The 20,290-nt window shown below is 72.7% G+C and carries 12 protein-coding genes; 2 read left to right on the top strand and 10 right to left on the bottom strand.

The window, feature by feature from the left end; translation table 11 throughout:
• Positions 1–116 precede the first annotated feature (116 nt).
• The 6 genes from trxB to OG689_RS21095 form a co-directional block, all read right to left on the bottom strand.
• A complete protein-coding gene (gene trxB / locus OG689_RS21070; protein WP_266322482.1) occupies positions 117–1,082 on the bottom strand; it encodes a thioredoxin-disulfide reductase in 966 nt (321 codons plus the stop codon).
• A 273-nt stretch (positions 1,083–1,355) separates the two neighbouring features.
• Entirely contained in the window at positions 1,356–2,303 is a 948-nt protein-coding gene (locus OG689_RS21075; protein WP_266322483.1) for a hypothetical protein, read from the bottom strand.
• Entirely contained in the window at positions 2,300–3,079 is a 780-nt protein-coding gene (gene sigM / locus OG689_RS21080) for an RNA polymerase sigma factor SigM (protein WP_266322484.1), read from the bottom strand. Before sigM ends, OG689_RS21075 begins: the two co-directional genes overlap by 4 nt.
• 172 nt (positions 3,080–3,251) lie before the next feature.
• Complete coding sequence (locus tag OG689_RS21085) at positions 3,252–5,315, bottom strand: protein kinase family protein (RefSeq protein WP_266322485.1); 2,064 nt, start codon at positions 5,313–5,315, stop codon at positions 3,252–3,254.
• Between the two features lie 284 nt (positions 5,316–5,599).
• Complete coding sequence (murJ, locus tag OG689_RS21090; protein WP_266322486.1) at positions 5,600–8,203, bottom strand: murein biosynthesis integral membrane protein MurJ; 2,604 nt, start codon at positions 8,201–8,203, stop codon at positions 5,600–5,602.
• A gap of 47 nt (positions 8,204–8,250) precedes the next feature.
• A complete protein-coding gene (locus tag OG689_RS21095) occupies positions 8,251–10,710 on the bottom strand; it encodes a DUF6049 family protein (RefSeq protein WP_266322487.1) in 2,460 nt (819 codons plus the stop codon).
• Between the two features lie 333 nt (positions 10,711–11,043).
• Between OG689_RS21095 and OG689_RS21100 the strand changes: the two genes are divergently transcribed.
• A complete protein-coding gene (locus OG689_RS21100) occupies positions 11,044–12,465 on the top strand; it encodes a CCA tRNA nucleotidyltransferase (protein ID WP_266327317.1) in 1,422 nt (473 codons plus the stop codon).
• A gap of 128 nt (positions 12,466–12,593) precedes the next feature.
• Here the strand turns inward: OG689_RS21100 and OG689_RS21105 are convergent, their stop codons facing one another.
• From OG689_RS21105 to OG689_RS21120, 4 genes are all read right to left on the bottom strand, one after another.
• The gene (locus OG689_RS21105; protein WP_266322488.1) at positions 12,594–13,589 is read right to left on the bottom strand and encodes a hypothetical protein; all 996 of its coding nucleotides are present in this window, start codon (positions 13,587–13,589) and stop codon (positions 12,594–12,596) included.
• Positions 13,590–13,686: 97 nt separating this feature from the next.
• Positions 13,687–15,024 carry an MFS transporter gene (locus tag OG689_RS21110; RefSeq protein ID WP_266322489.1) on the bottom strand — a complete coding sequence of 446 codons (1,338 nt, stop codon included), beginning with the start codon at positions 15,022–15,024 and terminating at the stop codon, positions 13,687–13,689.
• A gap of 280 nt (positions 15,025–15,304) precedes the next feature.
• The gene (locus OG689_RS21115; protein WP_266322490.1) at positions 15,305–16,387 is read right to left on the bottom strand and encodes an inositol-3-phosphate synthase; all 1,083 of its coding nucleotides are present in this window, start codon (positions 16,385–16,387) and stop codon (positions 15,305–15,307) included.
• Positions 16,388–16,524: 137 nt separating this feature from the next.
• Positions 16,525–17,217: a PadR family transcriptional regulator gene (locus OG689_RS21120; RefSeq protein WP_266322491.1), complete on the bottom strand. Its 693-nt coding sequence runs from the start codon at positions 17,215–17,217 to the stop codon at positions 16,525–16,527.
• A 331-nt stretch (positions 17,218–17,548) separates the two neighbouring features.
• On the opposite strand from OG689_RS21120, the gene OG689_RS21125 reads away from it, so the two are divergent.
• On the top strand, positions 17,549–20,179 hold the full coding sequence (locus OG689_RS21125; protein WP_266322492.1) for a transglycosylase domain-containing protein: 2,631 nt from the start codon (positions 17,549–17,551) through the stop codon (positions 20,177–20,179).
• Positions 20,180–20,290 lie beyond the last annotated feature (111 nt).

Genomic DNA, 20,290 nt, shown 5'->3' on the forward strand with positions numbered 1-20,290 from the left:
GGGGCATGGCCCGTACGCGTCGTACCGCTGCTGCGGTCTGCTCCGCGTCGACGTGTTTCACGTGAAACGGAGCAGCGCGTGGGACTGCCCCACCCGGTGGATCAGGTGTGCGGGGGTCAGACCGCGACGGTGGCGGCCTGAGCCTCCAGGTCGGCCAGCGAGGCGAGGTAGCGCTCGGCGTCCAGAGCGGCGGCGCAGCCGGTGCCGGAAGCGGTGATCGCCTGGCGGTAGGTGTGGTCGACCACGTCGCCGGCACCGAAGACGCCGGGGATGTTGGTGCGGGTGGACGGGGCCTCGACCTTGAGGTAGCCCTCGGCGTCGAGGTCCAGCTGGCCGGTGAACAGCTCGGTGCGCGGGTCGTGGCCGATCGCGATGAACAGGCCGGTGACGGCCAGCTCGCGCTGCTCGCCCGTGGTGGTGTCGCGCAGGGTGACGCCGGTCAGCTTCGGGTCGCCGTGGATCGCCTCGACGGCGCTGTCCCAGGCGAAGCTGATCTTCGGGTCGGCGAAGGCCCGCTCCTGCATCGCCTTGGAGGCGCGCAGGCTGTCGCGGCGGTGGATCACGGTGACGCTGCGGGCGAAGCGGGAGAGGAAGGTCGCCTCCTCCAGCGCGGTGTCGCCGCCGCCGACCACGGCGATGTCCTGGTCGCGGAAGAAGAACCCGTCGCAGGTGGCGCACCAGGAGACGCCCCGGCCGGAGAGCGCGTCCTCGCGCGGGAGGCCGAGCTTGCGGTGCTGGGAGCCGGTGGTGACGATCACGGCGTGAGCGCGGTGGACGTTGCCCTCGGAGTCGGTGACGGTCTTCACGTCGCCGGTGAGGTCGACCGAGACGATGTCGTCGGGGACGAGCTCGGCGCCGAAGCGCTCGGCCTGCGCCCGCATGTTGTCCATCAGCTCGGGGCCCATGATGCCGTCCCGGAAACCGGGGAAGTTCTCCACCTCGGTGGTGTTCATCAGGGCGCCACCGGCGGTGACGGCGCCTTCGAAGACCAGCGGCTTGAGCGAGGCTCGGGCGGTGTACAGCGCGGAGGTGTACCCGGCCGGGCCGGAACCGATGATGATCACATTACGGACGTCGCTCACTGCATCTCCTGGTTCGCATCGCGACCCGCGCTTGTGCGGGGAGGGCGGTCCTGCTCCGCCGCCCGGGACAACGATTGACCAGTCTCCCGCATTCCCGGCGCAATGCGTACCAGGTGCCCGCACTGTGGGCCCCGTGGGGGGCGCCAGGGGCTCGTGCGGGGGGCGCGGGTGTCGGGGACCGGCGGCAGGTCCCGCGGCCCGAGCGGCGGCACGTACGGCCGCCGGGTTCGGGACGCCGGCCGGGACCGGCCGGCGTGCCGGTCGGTGGGCCGCTCAGTGGGCCGGGACGGTCCGGTGCAGCAGGACCGTCGCGGGCGCGGTGCCGCAGTCGCTCGCTACCAGGTAGACATCGAGCTGGTCGGGGTTGCCGGGGTCCGCGTACACCAGGACCTCCACGGGGACGCCCTCGAAGGTGCCGTGGTCGGTGGCGAGCAGCGAGCCGGTGCCGGAGGGTGCGCAGGGGGGCGCGGTGTGCGTGCTGAGGTCCGTGCCGTCGGCGGGCCGGGCCGCCGGACGGGCCGCGCGGACGAGTTGCCGGGCCTGTGCGGCCAGGGTCTCCTCGCGGTACACGGACGCCCCGCCCTTGATCGCGGGCTGCTCCTGCGGGGCCTCGCTGCCGGGGCGCTGCCCACCGCCGAAGGAGGGGGAGCCCGGGGAGGGCACGTCGAAGGAGGGGGCGGCGGTGGAGGCGGCGGCCGCCCCGGCCGCCGTGTCGGCCGCCTGGTCGGGGGCCGGCGTCCGCAGCAGGAGTGCGCCGAGGGTCACGGCCGCCAGGGCGAAGGCGGTGCCCAGCAGGACCCGGCGCCTGGCCCGCCGCCGGTTCCGTCCGGGACCGGCCGGGGGGGCGGTGGGAAGGGGGCGGGGCTCCTGCCGCGGGTGGGCCGGCGTCTGGTGGGCGGGCGCGGAGGCGGAGGGCGCGGAGTGGCCGGGCGGGCGGGTGGCCCCGGCGTCCACGCCCTTTCCTGCGGCCTCGGCGGCCAGTGCCGCGTCGAGCCGGCGGGCGACGTCGTCCGGCATCGGCGGGGTTTCCACAGCGCCCAGGAGGTCGCTCACCTCGGCCAGCGCGGCCAGGGTCTCGCGGCACTCCGGGCAGCCGGTGAGGTGCTCACGCAGCGAGTCGGCGGTGCCCGGGTCCTCGATCAGCTCCTCGGCGAGGTCGGCGAGCTCGTCGATCGAGGGGTGCGGTCCGGCCGGATGCGGGGAAGAAGTGGGGGGCGTCATCGCGCGGTCGCATCTCCTTCCAGGATCGGATCGCTGCCGGTGCTCGTCCCTGTGACGGTCCGGGGGCCGGACGGGTTCCCGTCGGGGGCCGATCGGTGCGGTGTTTCACGTGAAACAGCGCCGTGGATCGTCGGGCCCGGTGCGCCGGAGCCGGGCGTGCCGCCGCTCCCGGTGCCGTCGGGGCCGCCGCTCCCCGGGCCGCCGGGGCCGCTCTCCCGCAGATGGCGGACCAGCGGGAGCAGCCGGGCGCGGCCGCGGGCGCAGCGGCTCTTGACGGTGCCCACCGGGACCCCGAGCACCTCGGCGGCCTCGGCGACCGGGTAGCCCTGCATGTCGACCAGGACGAGGGCGGCCCGCTGTTCGGCGGGCAGTGCGTCGAGCGCGGCCGTCACCTCGCGGCGGACCTCGGCCCGGACGACCGGGTGGTCGGCGGCCTCGGAGCTGCCGACCAGGGTGTCCAGGCGCTGCGGGTCGTCGTCCAGCGGGCCGGTGCGCCGGGTGGCGGTGCGCCGGGCCCGGTCGAGGCAGGCGTTGACCACGATCCGGTGCAGCCAGGTGGTGACGGCGGAGCGCCCCTGGAAGGTGTGGGCGGAGCGGAAGGCCGACACCAGGGCGTCCTGGACGGCGTCGGCGGCCTCCTCGCGGTCGCCGAGGGTGCGCAGCGCGACGGCCCAGAGCCGGTCGCGGTGGCGCCGCACCAGCACGCCGAAGGCGTCCGGGTCGCCGGCGACGTGCCGGCTCAGCAGCTCGGCGTCACTGTCCTCGGCGTCCGCCATCCGCACCCCTCCCACCCCTCGTCGTCGTTCTGTCGCGCCCGTCGGCGCGGGCCCGCCGGTCCACGTCCGGGCCGGCGTGCGGCCCGCGGGTACGGCCCGGCGGGCACCGGCCCGCGCGTACGGGCCGGGCTGTTCGCGCGGGGGCGCGAGCGGTGCCCGGCGGTGCCCGTCGTCAGCCGGTGACCTTGATCTCGGACACCTGGCCGTGCCAGACGCCCCCATCCTTGGGGAGGTCGGTCATCCAGATCAAGAGGTAGCGGGTGGTCACCGGGGCATCGGGCTTGAGGTCGGCCTGGGCGCCGGTGCTCTGGGCGACGACGCGGTAGTCGCCGGGCTTGCCGGGGGCGGTCGCGGACTGGTTGGTCGGGACGCGCAGCTCGACCCGGGTGCTGCCGATGAACTGGACGCCGACCGACCCGACCTGCTGGGGCGAGCCGAGGTCCACCAGGAGGCCGGTGCCCTCCTTGATCATCTGCAGGGGGTTCCGGTAGTCGAGCGTGGTCCAGGTCGTGTCGGGGTTGCCGTCGTGGGTGAGCGGCAGCCTCGGGACGCTCTCGGGGGAGTCGCCCAGCGGGTTGAAGGACTTCACGTCCGCGATCGCGATCGGGGTGCCGGCGGGGGCGGTGGGGGCGGGTACGCCGATCTGCGCGTGGGCGGCGTCGGACCGGGTGGCGGACGGCTCGGCGATGTCGGTGCTGCGGCCGGTGTCGCGCAGCTGTCCGACCAGCTGCCAGGAGGAGAAGCCGACGGCGGCCAGCGCGACCGTCCAGGCCGTCGCCTTGAGCACCCGGCGCAGCCGGCGGCGCCGAGGCCGGGGCGGCGGGTACGGCAGCGGGCCGTGGAAGGCCGGGCCGGCGGGTACGGCGGCGGTGACGGGCGCCGGCGGGGTGCGCCGGGGCGGGGTGAAGGCGGGCAGCTCCGGCTCGGGCTGGCGGATGCGGGGCATCAGCGCGATGGCCTTGGCCAGCTCCTCGGGCGTGGTGATCGGGGTGGCGTGGTGCGGCGGGGGATCGCAGATGGTGCGGGCGGCGAGCTCCGAAAGGCCCTTGTGGACGCCGGCCCGGACCTGGCTGGGAGGAACGCGGCCCAGGCCCTTGGGCAGGCCCTGGAGGTCGTAGCGGTCCTCGGGGAAGGGCCAGCGGTGGGTCAGCGCGGCGTACAGCAGAACGCCGATGGCACGGGTGTCCGTGAGTTCGGGGTCGGCGCCGTCGTCGGTGGGCAGGCCGCGCAGGGCGGCGTCCACGGCGATGCCGTTGATCCGGTACTGGCCGCCCTCGGTGCGCAGCACGCAGCGCGGGGTGAGCCGCAGGTGCGCCTGGCCGCGGCGGTGGGCGGTGGCGATGGCGTCGGTGACCTGGCGGACCATCTGGTACGCGTCGTAGGGCTCCATCGGGCCGGTGGTGAGCAGCTTGGCGAGGTCGGAGGCGTCGGGGAGCCACTCCCGGACGACGTAGACCAGCTCGCCCTCCTGGACGGCGTCCAGCACCTGGACGAAGCGCGGGTCGCCGAGCAGGGCGGCGGACTTCGCGGCGGCCAGCACGGCCCGGGAGCGCTGGTGCCCGGCGGCCATCAGGTGGACGCCGACGGCGCGGCGCAGCTTCTCGTCCACCGCGCGCCAGCTGCTGAAGGTGGCGGCCTGGGAGATGCACTCCTCCAGCCGGTAGCGGCCGCCGATGATGTCGCCGCTGTGCCGCAGGGGGGCGGGCAGGGTGAGCGGGAGGGCGCCTGTCCCGCCGGTGTCGGCGGTGGTCGTGGCGGCCCTCGGGGCGGCCTTGGCGGGCGCCTCCGGGGCCTTGCGGCCGGTGGGTCCGGGGTCGGCCGCGGCAGCCTTGGGGAGCGGCTGTGCGGCCCCGCCGGGGGCGGACTTCGCCTTGGCCGGTGCCTTGGTTCCGGGCTCGGTCCCGCCGTCGGCCTCGGCCTCGGCGTCGGCCTTGGCATCGGCCTTGGCATCGGCCTTGGCATCGGCCTTGGCTTTCGCCGCCGCCGCGGCCTTTGCCTTGGCGTCGGCCTTGGCCTTCGCCGCGGCCGCGAGGGCCGCGCCGGCGGCCAGTTCGACGGCGATCTCGTCGGCCGACAGCGGGGCGGTGGTCTCGGAGACCTCCTCCGCGTCCTGCGGGCCGGCCGGCTCGTCGCCCGCGAGGTCGTCGATCGCCATGGCCAGCGCCGCCTCGTCCGCCGCCTCGTCAGCATCCGGCGTGTCGACGACCGCCTTGGTGCCATCAGCCACCGTGGTCATGCCTCCCCTTGTGTCGCCCCGGTCGTGTCGCCCCGGACCCGAGAAAGTCGCTGGATCGCCTCGGCGCGGGGGCCGGGGCGGTCCGTGTCAATTGTGCCCACTGTTCCCCCCCGGGTACGACCGCTGGGACGGGCAAGCGGTTGCGTGCGGTGGAGAGATCTGGTGCAGATCGGCCGCTGGGCCGGGTCCGGCGCTCCCGGGGTGTCACCCGATCGCCGAATCCGGCCCAGCGGCCGCCACCCGAGGGTGGCGGAGGTTCACCTGTCCGCGCGGTTGACGTGCGGTCAGCGGCCCAGGCGGCCGCGGACCATCCCGAGCATCGAGTTGAGTTCTTCGATCTTGAGCCGCTTGGCGACCACCGCGAAGACCGCCAGCTGCAGCGCGCCCGCGACCAGGACGGTCAGGACGCTGCCCAGCCAGCCGCCGACCAGCGAGCCGATCAGCAGGCTGACCCCGATGCCGACCGCGGCCGCCGGCACGCAGGCGGCGGCGAGCCGGCTGTAGGTCCGGCCGATCCGCTTGGTGTCCAGGCCGCCGATCTTGCGCTTGAGCTTCGGGATCGCGACCGCGACGCCGACCGCGTACGCGGCACCGTAGCCGAAGGCCATCCCGGTGACCACCCACTGGGCGGGCAGCACCAGGTAGCAGAGGACCGAGAAGCCGGCCTGGCAGCCCGCCACCCAGACGGTGTTGGAGAACGGGGTGCGGGTGTCCTCGTAGGCGTAGAAGCCGCGCAGCATGACGTACTGCATCGAGTACGGGATCAGACCGAGGGCGAACGCCGAGAGCATCAGACCGATGTTGGTGGCGCTTTCCAGGGCCTGCGGCTGGCCGCCCACGGCGTAGATCGAGCGGGCGATGGCCGGGCCCAGCGAGAGGAACAGGAAGGCCCCGGGGATGATCGCCACGGCGGTGGTGCGCAGGCCGTAGGAGATGTCGTCCCGGACGGTGCCGGCGTCCTCGTCGGCGGCCGCGCGGGAGAGCCGCGGCAGGACGGCGCTCATGATCGAGACGGCGATCACCGCGTGCGGCAGCTGCCAGATCAGCAGGGCGTTGGAGAACGCCGAGAGGCCGGCGCCGTTGTCGCCGGCGTCGATGCCGGCCGCGACCGCGATCTGGGTGATCACCAGGTAGCCGGCCTGGTTGGCGAGGACGAAGAAGAAGGTCCACTTGGCGAGCCGGGCGGCCTTGCCCAGGCCGTGGCCGCGCCAGTCGAAGCGCGGCCGGTAGCTGAACCCGGCGGCGCGCAGGTAGGGGATCATCGCCAGCGCCTGGACGGCGAGGCCGATCAGGGTGCCGAGCCCGAGCAGCCGCACGCCCTCGGGGGAGATGGTGGCCGGGGTGACGCCGGTGGAGCTGAATCCGCCGTAGACCCAGATGTACGCGCCGAAGGTGAAGATCACCACGATGTTGTTGAGGACCGGGGTCCACATCATCGCGCCGAAGCGGCCGCGAGCGTTGAGGATCTGCCCCATCACCACGTGGATGCCCATGAAGAAGATCGTGGGCAGGCAGTAGCGCGCCAGCGCCACCGTGGTGTCGGCGCTGGCCTGGTCGGTGGTGAGCGCGTGCGCGATCAGCTGGACCAGGACCGGGGCGCCGATCACGGCCAGGAAGGAGACCCCGGCCAGGCCGATGATCACGAGGGTGAGCAGCCGGTTGGCGTAGGCGGCGCCGCCGTCCTCGTCGTGCTTCATGCTGCGGACCAGCTGCGGCACGAAGACGGCGTTCAGCGCGCCGCCGCCGATCAGGATGTAGAGCAGGGTCGGCAGGGTGTTGGCGGCGTTGTAGGAGTCGCCCATCCGGACGGCGCCGATCGCCGCGACGATCACCATCGTGCGGACGAAGCCGGTGCCCCGGGAGACCAGGGTGCCGGCGGCCATGATCGCGCTGGAGTTCAGCAGGCCGGCGACCTTGCCTCCGCCGCCGCCCTTCGCGGGCCGGGGCGCCTCCTGGCGCTCCTCCGCGAGCTCCTCGGCGACCTCGTCCAGCGGCTCCACGGCGGGCGGCAGTTGGACCGCCGCCACCTGCATGGTGGCCTCCTGCTCGGAGAGCGGCGGGTCGAACTCGATCGGCGGGACGAACTGGCCGCCCTGGCCGTGGCCCGGGTGCTGCTCGTGGCCCGGACCCTGCTGGGGGCCGGGGCCCTGCGGCGGACCGGCCGCGAAGGGCGGCGCCGGGTAGCCCTGGCCGGCGGCGGGACCGCCGGGGGCCGGCATCGGCTGGGCGCCGGGCCGGTAGACGCTGTGCTGCCCCGGCTGCTGGCCCGGCTGCGGCGCGGGTTGCCGGGACGGCCGCTGGTCGGGGTACGGGGTGGTCTGCGGGCCGGGCTGCTGGGTGGGCTGCTGAGTGGGGCCGCCGAACAGCGCGTCCACGCCGACGTACTCGGTGGTCTCGGAGTTCCACGGGGACTCGGCCCGGGCGGGCTCCTGCCACTGCGGCTGCCCCCACCGGGCACCGGGGCCGGAACCGGGCGCGGGGGCGCCGGAGTCCGCCGGGGCGGTGTTCGGGGCGAGCGGGGCGCCCTGGGCCGCCGGGTGCTGCGGCCCGGGGTTCGCCGCGGGCTCCTCCCAGGCGGGCCGGGCCGGGGTGTCCCAGCCGGGCTGCACCGGCGGGACGGGCGGTGCCATCGCCGGCGGAACGGGCGTGGGACAGCCGTTGGCCTGCGGCGGGAGCTGGGGCGGAACGTCGTAGGCGGGCGGCGCGCCGCCCTCCCGTCCGGCCTGGACGCCGTACGGGTCCTGCTCGGACACGTACCCGTCGTAGCCGTCCGCCGCGTACGGGTCCTGTGCGTAGGTGTCGGCCACGTACCAGTCGCCGCCCGGCGTCTCGGCCGGCTGTTGTCCACCGGCCTGGCTCTGTGCTCGCTCCTCGCGGGGCCCGCTCATGCCACCTCTTCGCTGTTCGGGGGAGGGCGCCCTGGGGTCGGGCGGTATCAAGGACCAACCTTCTCATCACCGGTGGCCCGATCCCGGCCATCTGCGGTGGTGCCGCGCAGTGTCTGCACGGCGTCCCGGTCGTCGTCCGGGCCCTCGTCGGCGTCCTCGGGGCGGGCCTGCGGACCCTCGGCGCGGTCGGGGCCGCCACCGTCCGCGGCCTCGTCCAGGGGACGGTCGCCGTCCTCGTCCGGGTCCACGCCCTGCTTCTTGCGCTGGCGGTAGATCCGCAGCGCGGCGAGCAGGATCAGCAGCAGCCCGGCGCCGATCACGTACAGCACGCCGTCGGTCACCGAGGTCACCATGACGTTGAAGGTGACCGGCTCGCCGTAGCGCTGCGGGTCGGGGCCGGTGGTCCACAGCTGGGCGGTCATGGTGGCCTGGCCGTTGTTGTGCGCCTCGGCCGGGAACTGCATGGTGACGCTGCGGGAGGCTCCGAGCACGATGTCCGCCGGGTCGCCGACCTTGAGGCGGTTGGGCTGGCTGGAGGTCAGCACCAGTTTGAGGTTGGTGATCGTCTGGGTGAGGTCGTTGCGCACGCTGACCTGCAGGACACCGGTGTCGCCGGCGAAGGTGATGACGCCCTTCTTGGGCACCCGCACCGCCTGGGACAGCTCGGCCAGGTAGTCCCGCACGCCGTCGCGGTAGGTGTCGCCGGCCGGGCCCTGGGTGCGCCACTCGGTGGACACCGAGCGGACCATGGCGGCGCTGAACGGCCCGCGCACCCGCTGCGGCAGGGTGAGGATGCGCATCAGCAGGTCGAGCTTGCTCTGGATGGCCATGGTCTCGGTGAGGGCCTTGGCCGACAGCTCGGAGGCGCGCGCCTCGCCGGGGTAGTCGGTGGCCGGGGGCACCGCGCCGTTCGCCTTGGGGTCGGCGGCGGCCTGGGCGACGGTGTCCAGCGTGACCGGGGTGGTCCACTGGCCGGCGTTGGCGCTCTGCAGGGCGCTCGCGAGGGTCCTGGCGGTGTTCACGGTGAGTCCGCGCGGGGGCATCACCAGCAGCCCGCGCTGGTTGTGCGGCTCCTGGCGGGTGATCACGAAGGTCTCCGCCAGGAAGCGCTGGACGGCCGCGCTCTGCGACTGCGGGGTGTTCAGGTCGCCCTGGAACAGGCCGGAGACGGTGCTGTCCGCGACCACGCCGGTCTGGCCGTTGCCGAGCGGGCGGACCGCGCCAGGGGTGTACTTCAGCGAGTCGGCCTCGGGCAGGCTGGCGCCGTTCACCAGCAGCAGGTTGTCCCCGCCGCGCTGCGCGGTGGCGGCGATCTGCTGGTCCAGGTAGCCCTGGTACGGCCAGGCGACGTCCCCCCGGACGTCCACCGAGAGCCGGCCCTCCGCCGTCACCTGCCCGGCCGTGCCGGCCTTGAGCAGGGCGGTGTCGATGCCGCTCAGGTCGGCGCCGTTGTGCGCGATGGAGGCGATGTCCGGGTCGGCGTAGGGCAGCGAGACGACCTCGCTGCCCTTCTTGGCGACGGCCGTCCGCAGCTTGTCCAGCCAGGCGGCGGCGGCCGCGGTGCCGGTGCCCTGGGTGGTGTTCTCCTCCTTGGCGGACTGGCCGGCGGTGTTGGGCTTCTGCACCCGGTAGGGCTTGGTCATCGCGTACGCGGTGTCCAGCAGGTCCGGGTCGACCACCCAGGTGGGCGCGGTCAGGCCGGCGCCGATGTCGACCAGCTCGTAGAGCCGCCCGCCGGGGGCGAACTCGGCGGCCAGGCTGTCGTCCCGCAGTACGGGGACGCTCTGGTCGTTGTCGGAGAGGGTCTGGGCGACCAGCTCCGGGGTGTGGGTGATCGGCCAGAGCGTCGCGACCTGGGTCGGCTGGGCGTCGGTCGGGTTCGGGTTGTACGGGAGGAAGGTCCGGGCGATGCCCAGCGGGCGCTCGCGCTGGTTGTCGCCGGTCGAGCCGCGGACGTCGACCGCGAGCTCGAACGCGCCCTCCCGGTCCAGTTCGAGGTCGGCCACCGCCACCTGCAGGGTGAACGGCTGGCTCTGGCCGGGGCCGAGTTCGTTCAGCGCGGCCTGCGGGCTGGGCAGGTCGACGCCGTCCACGCCCGCCGGGTCGTTGCGCGCGGCGACCGCGGCGAGGTCGCTGCGGGTGTTCAGCGGCTTGTGGTTGAGCGGGGCGCGGACCGCCGCGTGCGGGGCCTTCAGGGGCGCGCGGCCGCCGTTGGTCACCTGGCCGGTGATGGTCACCGTGCCGCTGGGGGTGACCACGGCGGGTGAGACGCCGTCGATCGTCACGACCACCGGGTACTCACCGGACACCTCGGCCGCCAGGCCCGGCCGGGCCGCGGAGCCCGGCACGTCGAGCGCGCCGGCCTGCGGCGCCGCGCCGAGCAGTACGGCGCAGCCCGCCGCGAGGGCCCCGAGCCGGCGGGCCGCCCGCGCGGTGCGGCCGCCACGACCGGCACGTCCGCGGTGTCCGTACGTCTCCAGGCCCGAGTGCCGTGCCGGCTCGCTCACGCGCTTCGCCCTCGCCGTTCTCGATCGCTGATCGTCGGATGACCAGATGAATGGCCGTACTGTCCGGTAGTCCGCCGTCCGCACAGCCTTGGTGGCACCGCGGCGCGGCCGTCGCGCTGACGCGGCCGAGACTCGCTCCCACCGGCATGGTAACGACGATCCCCGGCCCCCAGTGTTGGGGGGCGCCGGGTGAGCGCCCCCGGCCCCCGGTCCGGGACGCCCGCAAACCCGCGGGCGGTGGGGCGGCCCGGACCCGTACCCTTGTGAGCCGTGTCCACTGCCAATGACCCCAGCGCCCATTCTTCCAGCACCGCCCCCGCCGCCGTCCCAGGTCTGAGCGAGGCGCAGACCCTGGGACTCCAGGAACTGCTGAGGGTCTCACCAGTCGCCGATGAGGTCGCCCGGCGCTTCCAGGCCGCCGGCCACCGGCTGGCCCTGGTCGGCGGCTCGGTGCGGGACGCGCTGCTCGGCCGGCTCGGCAACGACCTGGACTTCACCACCGACGCCCGCCCGCAGCAGGTGCTCAAGCTGGTCAAGGGCTGGGCGGACGCCGTCTGGGACGTCGGCATCGCCTTCGGAACCGTCGGCGCGCGCAAGGACACGCCCGAGGGCTCCTTCCTGATCGAGATCACCACCTACCGCTCCGAGGCCTACGACCGCACCTCGCGCAAGCCCGAGGTGACCTACGGCGCGAGCATCGAGGAGGACCTGGTCCGCCGGGACTTCACGGTCAACGCCATGGCCGTCGACCTGCCCGGCCGCGGCTTCGTCGACCCGCACCACGGTCTGGACGACCTGGAGCGGCGGGTGCTGCGCACCCCCGCCACACCGGAGGAGTCCTTCTCCGACGACCCGCTGCGGATGATGCGGGCCGCCCGCTTCGCCGCCCAGCTGGACTTCACGCCCGCCCCCGAGGTGGTCGCCGCGATGACCGCGATGGCCGAGCGGATCACCATCGTCTCCGCCGAGCGGGTCCAGGCCGAGCTGAACAAGCTGCTGCTCTCCGACCACCCGGTCCAGGGCCTGCGGCTGCTGGTCGACACCGGCCTCGCCGACCACGTGCTCCCCGAGCTGCCGGCCCTCCGCCTGGAGAGCGACGAGCACCACCGGCACAAGGACGTCTACGAGCACTCGCTCACCGTGCTGGAGCAGGCCATCGCGCTGGAGAAGGAAGGCCCCGACCTGGTGCTGCGGCTCGCCGCGCTGCTGCACGACATCGGCAAGCCCCGCACCCGGCGCTTCGAGCCGGACGGCCGGGTCTCCTTCCACCACCACGAGATGGTGGGCGCCAAGATGACCCGCAAGCGGATGCGCGACCTCAAGTACTCCAAGGACCTCATCGAGGACGTCTCCCAGCTGGTCGAGCTGCACCTGCGCTTCCACGGCTACGGCGGCGGCGAGTGGACCGACTCCGCGGTGCGCCGCTACGTCAACGACGCAGGCCCGCTGCTGGAGCGCCTGCACAAGCTGACCCGCTCGGACTGCACCACCCGCAACCGGAAGAAGGCCGCCGCGCTGTCGCGCACCTACGACGGCCTGGAGGAGCGGATCGCCGAGCTCAAGGAGCGCGAGGAGCTGGACGCGGTGCGCCCCGCGCTCGATGGCAACCAGATCATGGAGCTGCTCGGCCTGAAGCCCGGCCCGCAGGTCGGCAAGGCGTACAAGCACATGCTGGAGCTCCGGCTTGAGCACGGCCCGATGGAGCACGAGGACGCCGTCGCGGCGCTGCGCGCATGGTGGGCCGCTCAGGACTGACCCCGGGCGCGCCCCCGGCCGGCGGGAGCGGCGGGCGGCGGCGAAGAGCGGAAACGGCGGAGAGCGGAAACGGCGGAGGGGAGCCCGGTGGCCGGGCTCCCCTCCGCCGTGTCACGGGGCGGGCGGCGTCAGTTGACGTCCGCCAGGCAGAGGACGAACTTGGTGATGCCGTTGTCCTGGTAGTACGAGCTGTTCGCATCCGGGTACTTGGCGCAGGCCGTGTCCCCGTCCGTGGTGCCGAGCACCTTGGCGATCACCTTGTACTTCGCCCGGGAGTCGCTGCACGGCAGCATCGTGATGTCCGGGTTGGAGTCGTGGGTCGCGTTGGCGCTGGTCTCGTGGTCGTTGCGCAGGCAGTCGCCCGCCTTCGCGCGGTCGACGTCGCTGGGCACCGGGTTGCCGGCCGAGGTGGAGGCGGACGGGACCGAGGGCTTGGACGACGGCTTGCTACTGGCGCTGGCGCTCGGCGCGGCCGAGGAGCTGGCCGCCGGGGAGGCACCACCGGTGGCACCGTTCAGCGGGCCGAGGCAGAGCACGTAGGTCTTGCGGCTGCTGCGCCGGCCGCTCTTGCCCCAGACCGAGGCGGTGGAGTCCGGGTTCGCCGTGCACTTGGAGGTGTCGGTGGTGCCGGTGTACTTGGCGATGACCTTGTACTGCGCCTTGGCGTCGGTGCACTTGACGATGTCGACGTCGGAGACACCACTGGTCTTCACACAGTCGCCGACCGCGGCGCTGCTGACGCTCGGGCCCACCACGAAGTAGCCGATGACCAGCACGATCACACCGACGACCGCACCGAGGATCTTGAGCGCGACCTTCGAGCTCTTCGGCCGGGGCGGCTGCGGAGCCGCCTGGCCCCACCCGGGCTGGCCGCCCGGGGGCAGCCCGCCGCCACCGGGCGGGGGGAAGCCGGGCTGGCCGTACGGCGGTGGCGGCGGGCCGGGCTGCGGCGGCACCGGGCCGCCGGGGTAGCCGTAACCGGGCGCGGGCGGCTGCGGGGGGCCGAACCCGGGGGCGGCGGGCGGCGGTCCGAACCCGGGGGCCGGCGGCTGGCCGTAGGGCGGCTGGGCGGGCGGCGGGTAGCCGTACTGGGGCTGACCGTACGGATTAGGCGGTGTGCTCATATGAGTCCCCCGTGACAGAGTGCTGCCGGCGCGGCAATTTCTGACGTACCTTAGCGAGTTGCCGTCACGTCAGTGACGCCGAGGGCCTACCGGGCAGTCAGCCGGCCCGGCCCGGGCCCGCGTCGGGGGCCGAGCGCCGGGCGGCCCGCGCGTAGAGCAGGGCGGCCGCGCCGTACACCAGGGCCACGCCCACCAGAACCGTCGCCGAGCGGCCCGACAGCGGCAGGACCAGCGCGGTCACCGCCGCCGCGGCGACGAAGGCCGCGTTGAACAGCACGTCGTAGATGGCGAACACCCGGCCGCGGAACTCGTCCTCGACCGACTCCTGCACCACGGTGTCGGCGCAGATCTTGGTGCCCTGGGTGACCACCCCCAGCAACAGCGCCGCGGCCAGACCGGGAACCAGCTGGAAGGCCAGCCCGAGCGCCGGCACGAACACCACCGGAGCGGCCAGGCAGACCGTCATCCACCCCGCGAGGCCGAGCCGCCGGGTGCACCACGGGCTGATCAGGGCGGCCAGGAAGAACCCGACGGCCGAGAGACCGACCGCCTGCCCGAGGGTCGTGAGCCCGGCCGCGCTGTCCGCCGGGTCGTTGAAGGTGTAGCGGGCGAGCATCACCACGACCACGATCAGTACGCCGTAGCAGAACCGGGCGGCAGTGACGGCGGCCATCGCGTGGACGGCCGGCCGGCAGTCCCGGACCAGGTGCCGTACGCCGGCGCCGAGATCCCGTGCGGCCTGGCCGAGGGCCTGCCGCAGCGCGGGCCGGCCGGGGTGCCGGTCCGGGCCCAGCAGGTCCGGCGCCATCCGCCGGGCGGCCAGCGCGGCCGACAGGTAGAGCAGCGCGGCCAAGGTGACCAGCGCGGCGTCCGCCCGCGCGCCCGGCGGCATCAGCTGGTGCAACACGAAGCCCAGGCCGCCGCCGATCGCCGCGGCGACCGTGCCGAGCGTGGGCGAGAGGGCGTTGGCGGTGACCAGCTGCTTCGAGTCGACCACCCGGGGCAGTGCCGCCGAGAGCCCGGCCAGGATGAACCGGTTGAGGGCGGTGACCAGCAGTGCGGCGGCGAAGAAGAGCCAGTCCGGCGCGCGGGCCAGCAGCAGACCGCCGGTGACCAGCCCCAGCCCGAACCGGGCGAGGTTCCCGAGGTAGAGCACCTGCCGGCGCCGCCAGCGGTCCAGCAGCACTCCCGCGAAGGGCCCGATCACCGAGAAGGGCAGCAGCGTCACCGCGAGCACCGAGGCGATGTCGGCCGGCGAGGACTGCTTCTCCGGCGAGAACACCACGTAGGCGGCGAGCGAGACCTGGAACACGCCGTCGGAGAGTTGCGACAGCACCCGGGCGGTCAACAGTCGACGGAAGTCCCGTTGCCGCAGCAGCCCGGTGAGGGTGGCACGGTTGGGAGCTCTGGTGCTGCCGTTCGCTGTGATGGCCACCCGCCAAGAGTGCCACGGCCCCGGCCGTTGTTTCACGTGAAACAACGCCGCGAAAAGGACGGTGGGGGCCCCGGCGATGCCGGAACCCCCACCGGAGCCCTACGAGTCGTCAGTTCGACCCGGCAGGTTCACCGCACGGACACGACCCGAAAGCCGCACCGCGTGCTCAGCGCCCTGCCGGGACAATCGCGAACCGAGCTACGCTCAGCGCCCTGCCGGGACAATCGCGAACCGAGCTACGCTCAGCGCCCTGCCAGGACAATCGCGAACCGAGCTACGCTCAGCGCTCGACCTCACCGCGGATGAACTTCTCCACGTTGTCGCGAGCCTCGTCGTCGAAGTACTGAACCGGCGGGGACTTCATGAAGTACGAGGACGCCGACAGGATCGGGCCGCCGATGCCGCGGTCCTTGGCGATCTTCGCGGCGCGGACGGCGTCGATGATGACACCGGCCGAGTTCGGGGAGTCCCAGACCTCGAGCTTGTACTCGAGGTTCAGCGGGACGTCGCCGAAGGCGCGACCCTCGAGGCGGACGTACGCCCACTTGCGGTCGTCGAGCCACGCGACGTAGTCGGACGGGCCGATGTGGACGTTCTTGGCGCCCAGGTCACGGTCACGGACCTGCGAGGTGACGGCCTGCGTCTTGGAGATCTTCTTCGACTCCAGGCGCTCGCGCTCCAGCATGTTCTTGAAGTCCATGTTGCCGCCGACGTTCAGCTGCATGGTGCGCTCCAGCAGGACACCGCGGTCCTCGAAGAGCTTCGCCATCACGCGGTGCGTGATGGTGGCACCGACCTGCGACTTGATGTCGTCGCCGACGATCGGCACGCCGGCCTCGGTGAACTTGTCCGCCCACTCCTTGGTGCCCGCGATGAACACCGGGAGGGCGTTCACGAAGCCGACCTTGGCGTCGATGGCGCACTGGGCGTAGAACTTGGCGGCCTTCTCGGAGCCCACCGGCAGGTAGCAGACGAGAACGTCGACCTGGCGGTCCTTGAGGACCTGGACGACGTCGACCGGCTCCTCGTCGGACTGCTCGATGGTCTCCAGGTAGTACTTGCCCAGGCCGTCGAGGGTGTGACCACGCTGCACGGTGACGCCGGTCGGCGGCACGTCGCAGATCTTGATGGTGTTGTTCTCGCTGGCGCCGATGGCGTCGGCCAGGTCGAAGCCGACCTTCTTGGCGTCGACGTCGAACGCGGCGACGAACTCGACGTCACGGACGTGGTAGTCGCCGAACTGCACGTGCATCAGCCCGGGGACCTTGCCGGCCGGGTCGGCGTCCTTGTAGTACTCGACACCCTGCACCAGCGACGCGGCGCAGTTGCCGACGCCCACGATGGCTACGCGAACCGAACCCATTCCGGTTGCTCCCTCTGATCTCATGAGGTCCGCCGGTCCCGGCGGCTCTCGTCCTGCTGCTTCTGCAATGACTGAATGACTGTCTGACGGGCGCACGAGGCGCCCACTCCTACCGCGCCGCACGAGGCGGCGTGGTGTCAGCGCTCCTGTGCGGAGCGCCCCGGGCGGTCGTACGGTGGCTCGGGCGGGTCCGAGGACCCGATCTCCTGGCCACGGCCGTCCGAAGTCTTGTCGGAGCTCGACGAGGCGGGTGAGGGCCCGCCCCGTACCGTCCGGTTGGCCCGCTCGGTCTCGATCAGCTCGTTGAGCCAGCGGACCTCGCGCTCGACCGACTCCAATCCGTGCCGCTGCAGTTCGAGTGTGTAGTCGTCGAACCGCTCGCGGGTGCGGGCGATGGAGCTGCGCATCCGTTCCAGCCGCTCCTCCAGCCGGCTGCGGCGCCCTTCCAGGACGCGCATCCGCACGGCCCGGTCGGTCTGGCCGAAGAACGCGAAGTGGACGCCGAAGTGCTCGTCCTCCCAGGCGTCCGGGCCGGAGTCGGCCAGCAGCTCCTCGAAGCGCTCCTTGCCCTCGGGGGAGAGCCGGTAGACGATCTTCGATCGCTTGCCGTTGAGCGCGGTGGCCGGGACGTACTCGACGTCCGGGTTGTCCTCGACGAGGAAGCCCTGGGCCACCAGGCTCTTCAGGCAGGGGTAGAGCGTGCCGTAGGAGAAGGCGCGGAACGAGCCGAGCAGGACGTTGAGCCGCTTGCGCAGCTCGTATCCGTGCATCGGGGCGTCGTGGAGCAGACCGAGAACGGCGAACTCCAGCACTCCCGACCGCCTGCTCATGCCGGCGTCCTCCTCCCCGCTGGTGGGTTGTATGTCGCGCCGATGTATCGACTCGATATATCGAGAACAGTAAACCTGGGTCCCCGAACGAGCAAGGGGGGCGCGCGTGGTTGTGATCACAGGATGGTGGTCAAGGGCGGCAAGGCAACGGGCCTGTAATGATCTGTCGTCGTTATGTTCCATTTCGCGTCTGATGCCCGAATAGCAAGCATTCGTAGGTGCGTACGCTGTCGCGTGTGCACGAGGACCACCTCCGGGGTTAGGGCGGTTACGGGCATCGGACGTGAACCCTGCCTTCAGGCTCGACGGCCTGACGAGGAGTTGCTGGAAGATGAGCGAACGACGGCGACGGTCGGACAACCCGGGCGGCGGTGACCAGCGCCCCGGCGGCGGCCGCCCCTACGCCCACGGCAACCCGCCCGAAGGGGTCCCTTCGTACGAGGGGCCGACCGGCGGTGACGAACTGCGGTCGGACGGCATCGGCCGCCGGCGTCCAGGGGGAGGCAGGGACACCGCCCAGCAGCCCCGGATGACCCGCGCCGAGATGCGCAAGGCCGCCCAGAAGGGCGGCAAGCGTGCTCCCGGCGAGCCGCCCGCCGGCCGCGGCGGCGCGCAGGGCCCCCCGGGCAAGCCGGGCAAGAAGCGCTTCATCGACTACCCGCGCTTCGGCAAGACCGGCGTGCGTCGCTGGCTGCCGTCCTGGCGGCTCTCGGCGTCGGTCTTCCTGCTCTTCTTCGGCACCGGCGTGGCGGGGGTCGGCATCGCGTACGCGAACACGACCATCCCGGACATCCACAACCTGGTCAAAGAGCAGAACAACATCTACTACTGGGCCGACGGCACGGAGATGACCCGCAAGGGTGAGACCAACCGGCAGATCGTCGAGCTGGCCGACATCAGCCCGAGCGCCCAGAACGCGGTCATCGCCGCGGAGAACGAGACGTTCAGGACCGACCCGGGCATCGACCCCAAGGGCATAGTCCGAGCCCTCTACAACATGGCCAAGGGCGGCGAGACGCAGGGCGCCTCGACCATCACCCAGCAGTACGTCAAGAACGCGTACCTGACCCAGGAGCAGACCCTCGACCGCAAGGTGAAGGAGTTCTTCATCACGCTGAAGATCAATCAGAAGATGAAGAAGCCCGAGATCCTGAAGGGCTATCTGAACACCAGCTGGTTCGGCCGCGGCTCGATCGGCATCCAGGCCGCCTCGCAGTCCTACTACGGCATCAACGCCAAGGACCTCGACGTCTGCCAGAGCGCCATGCTGGCCAACCTGCTGAAGGGCGCGGCCGTCCAGGACCCCTCGCTCGGCGCCGCCAACCACGCGCGCGCCGAGCTGCGCTGGAAGTGGATCCTCGACCGGATGGTGATCACCAAGGCGATCACCGCCGAGGAGCGCGCCAAGTGCTCGGTGTTCCCCGAGCCGATCGCGCGCAAGCCCGCCGCCAGCATGAACGGTGAGATCAGCTACCTGGTCGACACCGCGAACAAGTTCGTGATGGCCAAGGACAAGTCGGTCGACCAGCAGAAGCTCGACCTCGGTGGCTTCAAGATCTACACCACCTTCGAGAAGGACAAGGTCGACGCCCTGAAGAAGGCCGTGGACGACGTCCAGGCCGAGACGCTGAACCCGACCAAGCGCCCCGAGCTGGACAAGTTCGTCCAGGTCGGCGCGGCCTCGGTGCGGCCCGGCGACGGCGCCATCGTGGCGATCTACGGCGGCCCCGGCGTGGAGAACAACCACTACGACAACAACGCCGACGCCAAGGGCATCCCGGTCGGCTCGACCTTCAAGCCCTTCGTCCTGGCGACCGCCATGCAGACCGGCGTGCTCACCCAGACCGACAAGCAGGGCAAGCCCGCGCGGATCAACGCCGACAGCCGCTACCTCTCCGACGACATGTCGGAGATCCGCAAGCCGGACGGCTCGCTGGTGATCGGTGACGACGGCAAGCCGTACCGGCAGAAGAACGAGGACAGCGGCAAGCGCGGGTACATCTCGCTGCGCCAGGCCATGCAGTGGTCGTACAACGTCCCGTTCGTCCAGCTCAACCAGGACGTCGGCGGTCAGAACGTGGCCGACATGGCCGAGAAGCTGGGGCTGAAGAAGGAGACCTTCACCGACCCGAAGACCCCCACCTTCGCCCTCGGTACCTCGACCCCCAGCTCGATCCGGATGGCCTCCGCCTACGCGACCTTCGCCGCCAGCGGCAAGCAGGCGGACCCGTACTCGGTGGTCAAGGTCGAGTACAACGGCAAGGAGAAGGCGGGCTTCGCCAAGCCCGAGCTCAAGCAGGTGCTGGACGCCGCCGTGGCCGACAACATCACCGACGTGCTTGTCAACGTGGCCAAGAACGGTACGGGTAGCAAGAGCAACGCGCTCGGGCGGCCGGTGGCCGGCAAGACCGGTACCACCGACCAGAACAAGTCGGCCTGGTGGGTCGGCTACACCCCGCAGCTCGCCACCGCCGTCTCGATGTGGCGCGAGGACCCGAGCAACCCGGGGCTGAAGACCCTCAACGGCACCGGTGGCAAGGACTCCAACCACGGTGGTGACACCCCGACCGACATCTTCACCCGGTACATGAAGGCGGCCCTGGCCAACGAGAAGAAGGTCAACTTCCCGACCCCCGAGCCGGTCGGCAGCCAGATCGACTCCTCCGGGGCGCCCAGCACCGCCTCGCCCTCGGCCTCGCCCACGGCCACCGAGTCGGCGACCGCGGCCCCCGAGCAGCCCACCGCCCCGGCCCCGCAGCAGCCCACCGCGCCGATGCCGAGCTGCGTGCCCGGCGTGGACTGCGCGGGTACCTCGCCCAGCCCGAGCCCGACCAAGACCCGCCCGACCCAGCAGCCGACCTGTCTGCCGCTGATCCCCTGCACCTCGCCGAGTCCCAGCGCCTCCACGGCGGATCCGACCAAGACCGGCAAGCCGACCAGCAGCGGCGCGCCCGTGCCGTAACCGGCGGGAGCGGACAACGGCGGAATCAGACGGCGGCGGCCCTCCCCGGAGGGCCGCCGCCGTCGTTTCCGGCCGGGGGCGCGGGCCGATCCACCGCTTGCCGGGCGCCGC

The organism is Kitasatospora sp. NBC_00240 (assembly GCF_026342405.1).
In the GTDB taxonomy this organism is placed as follows: domain Bacteria; phylum Actinomycetota; class Actinomycetes; order Streptomycetales; family Streptomycetaceae; genus Kitasatospora.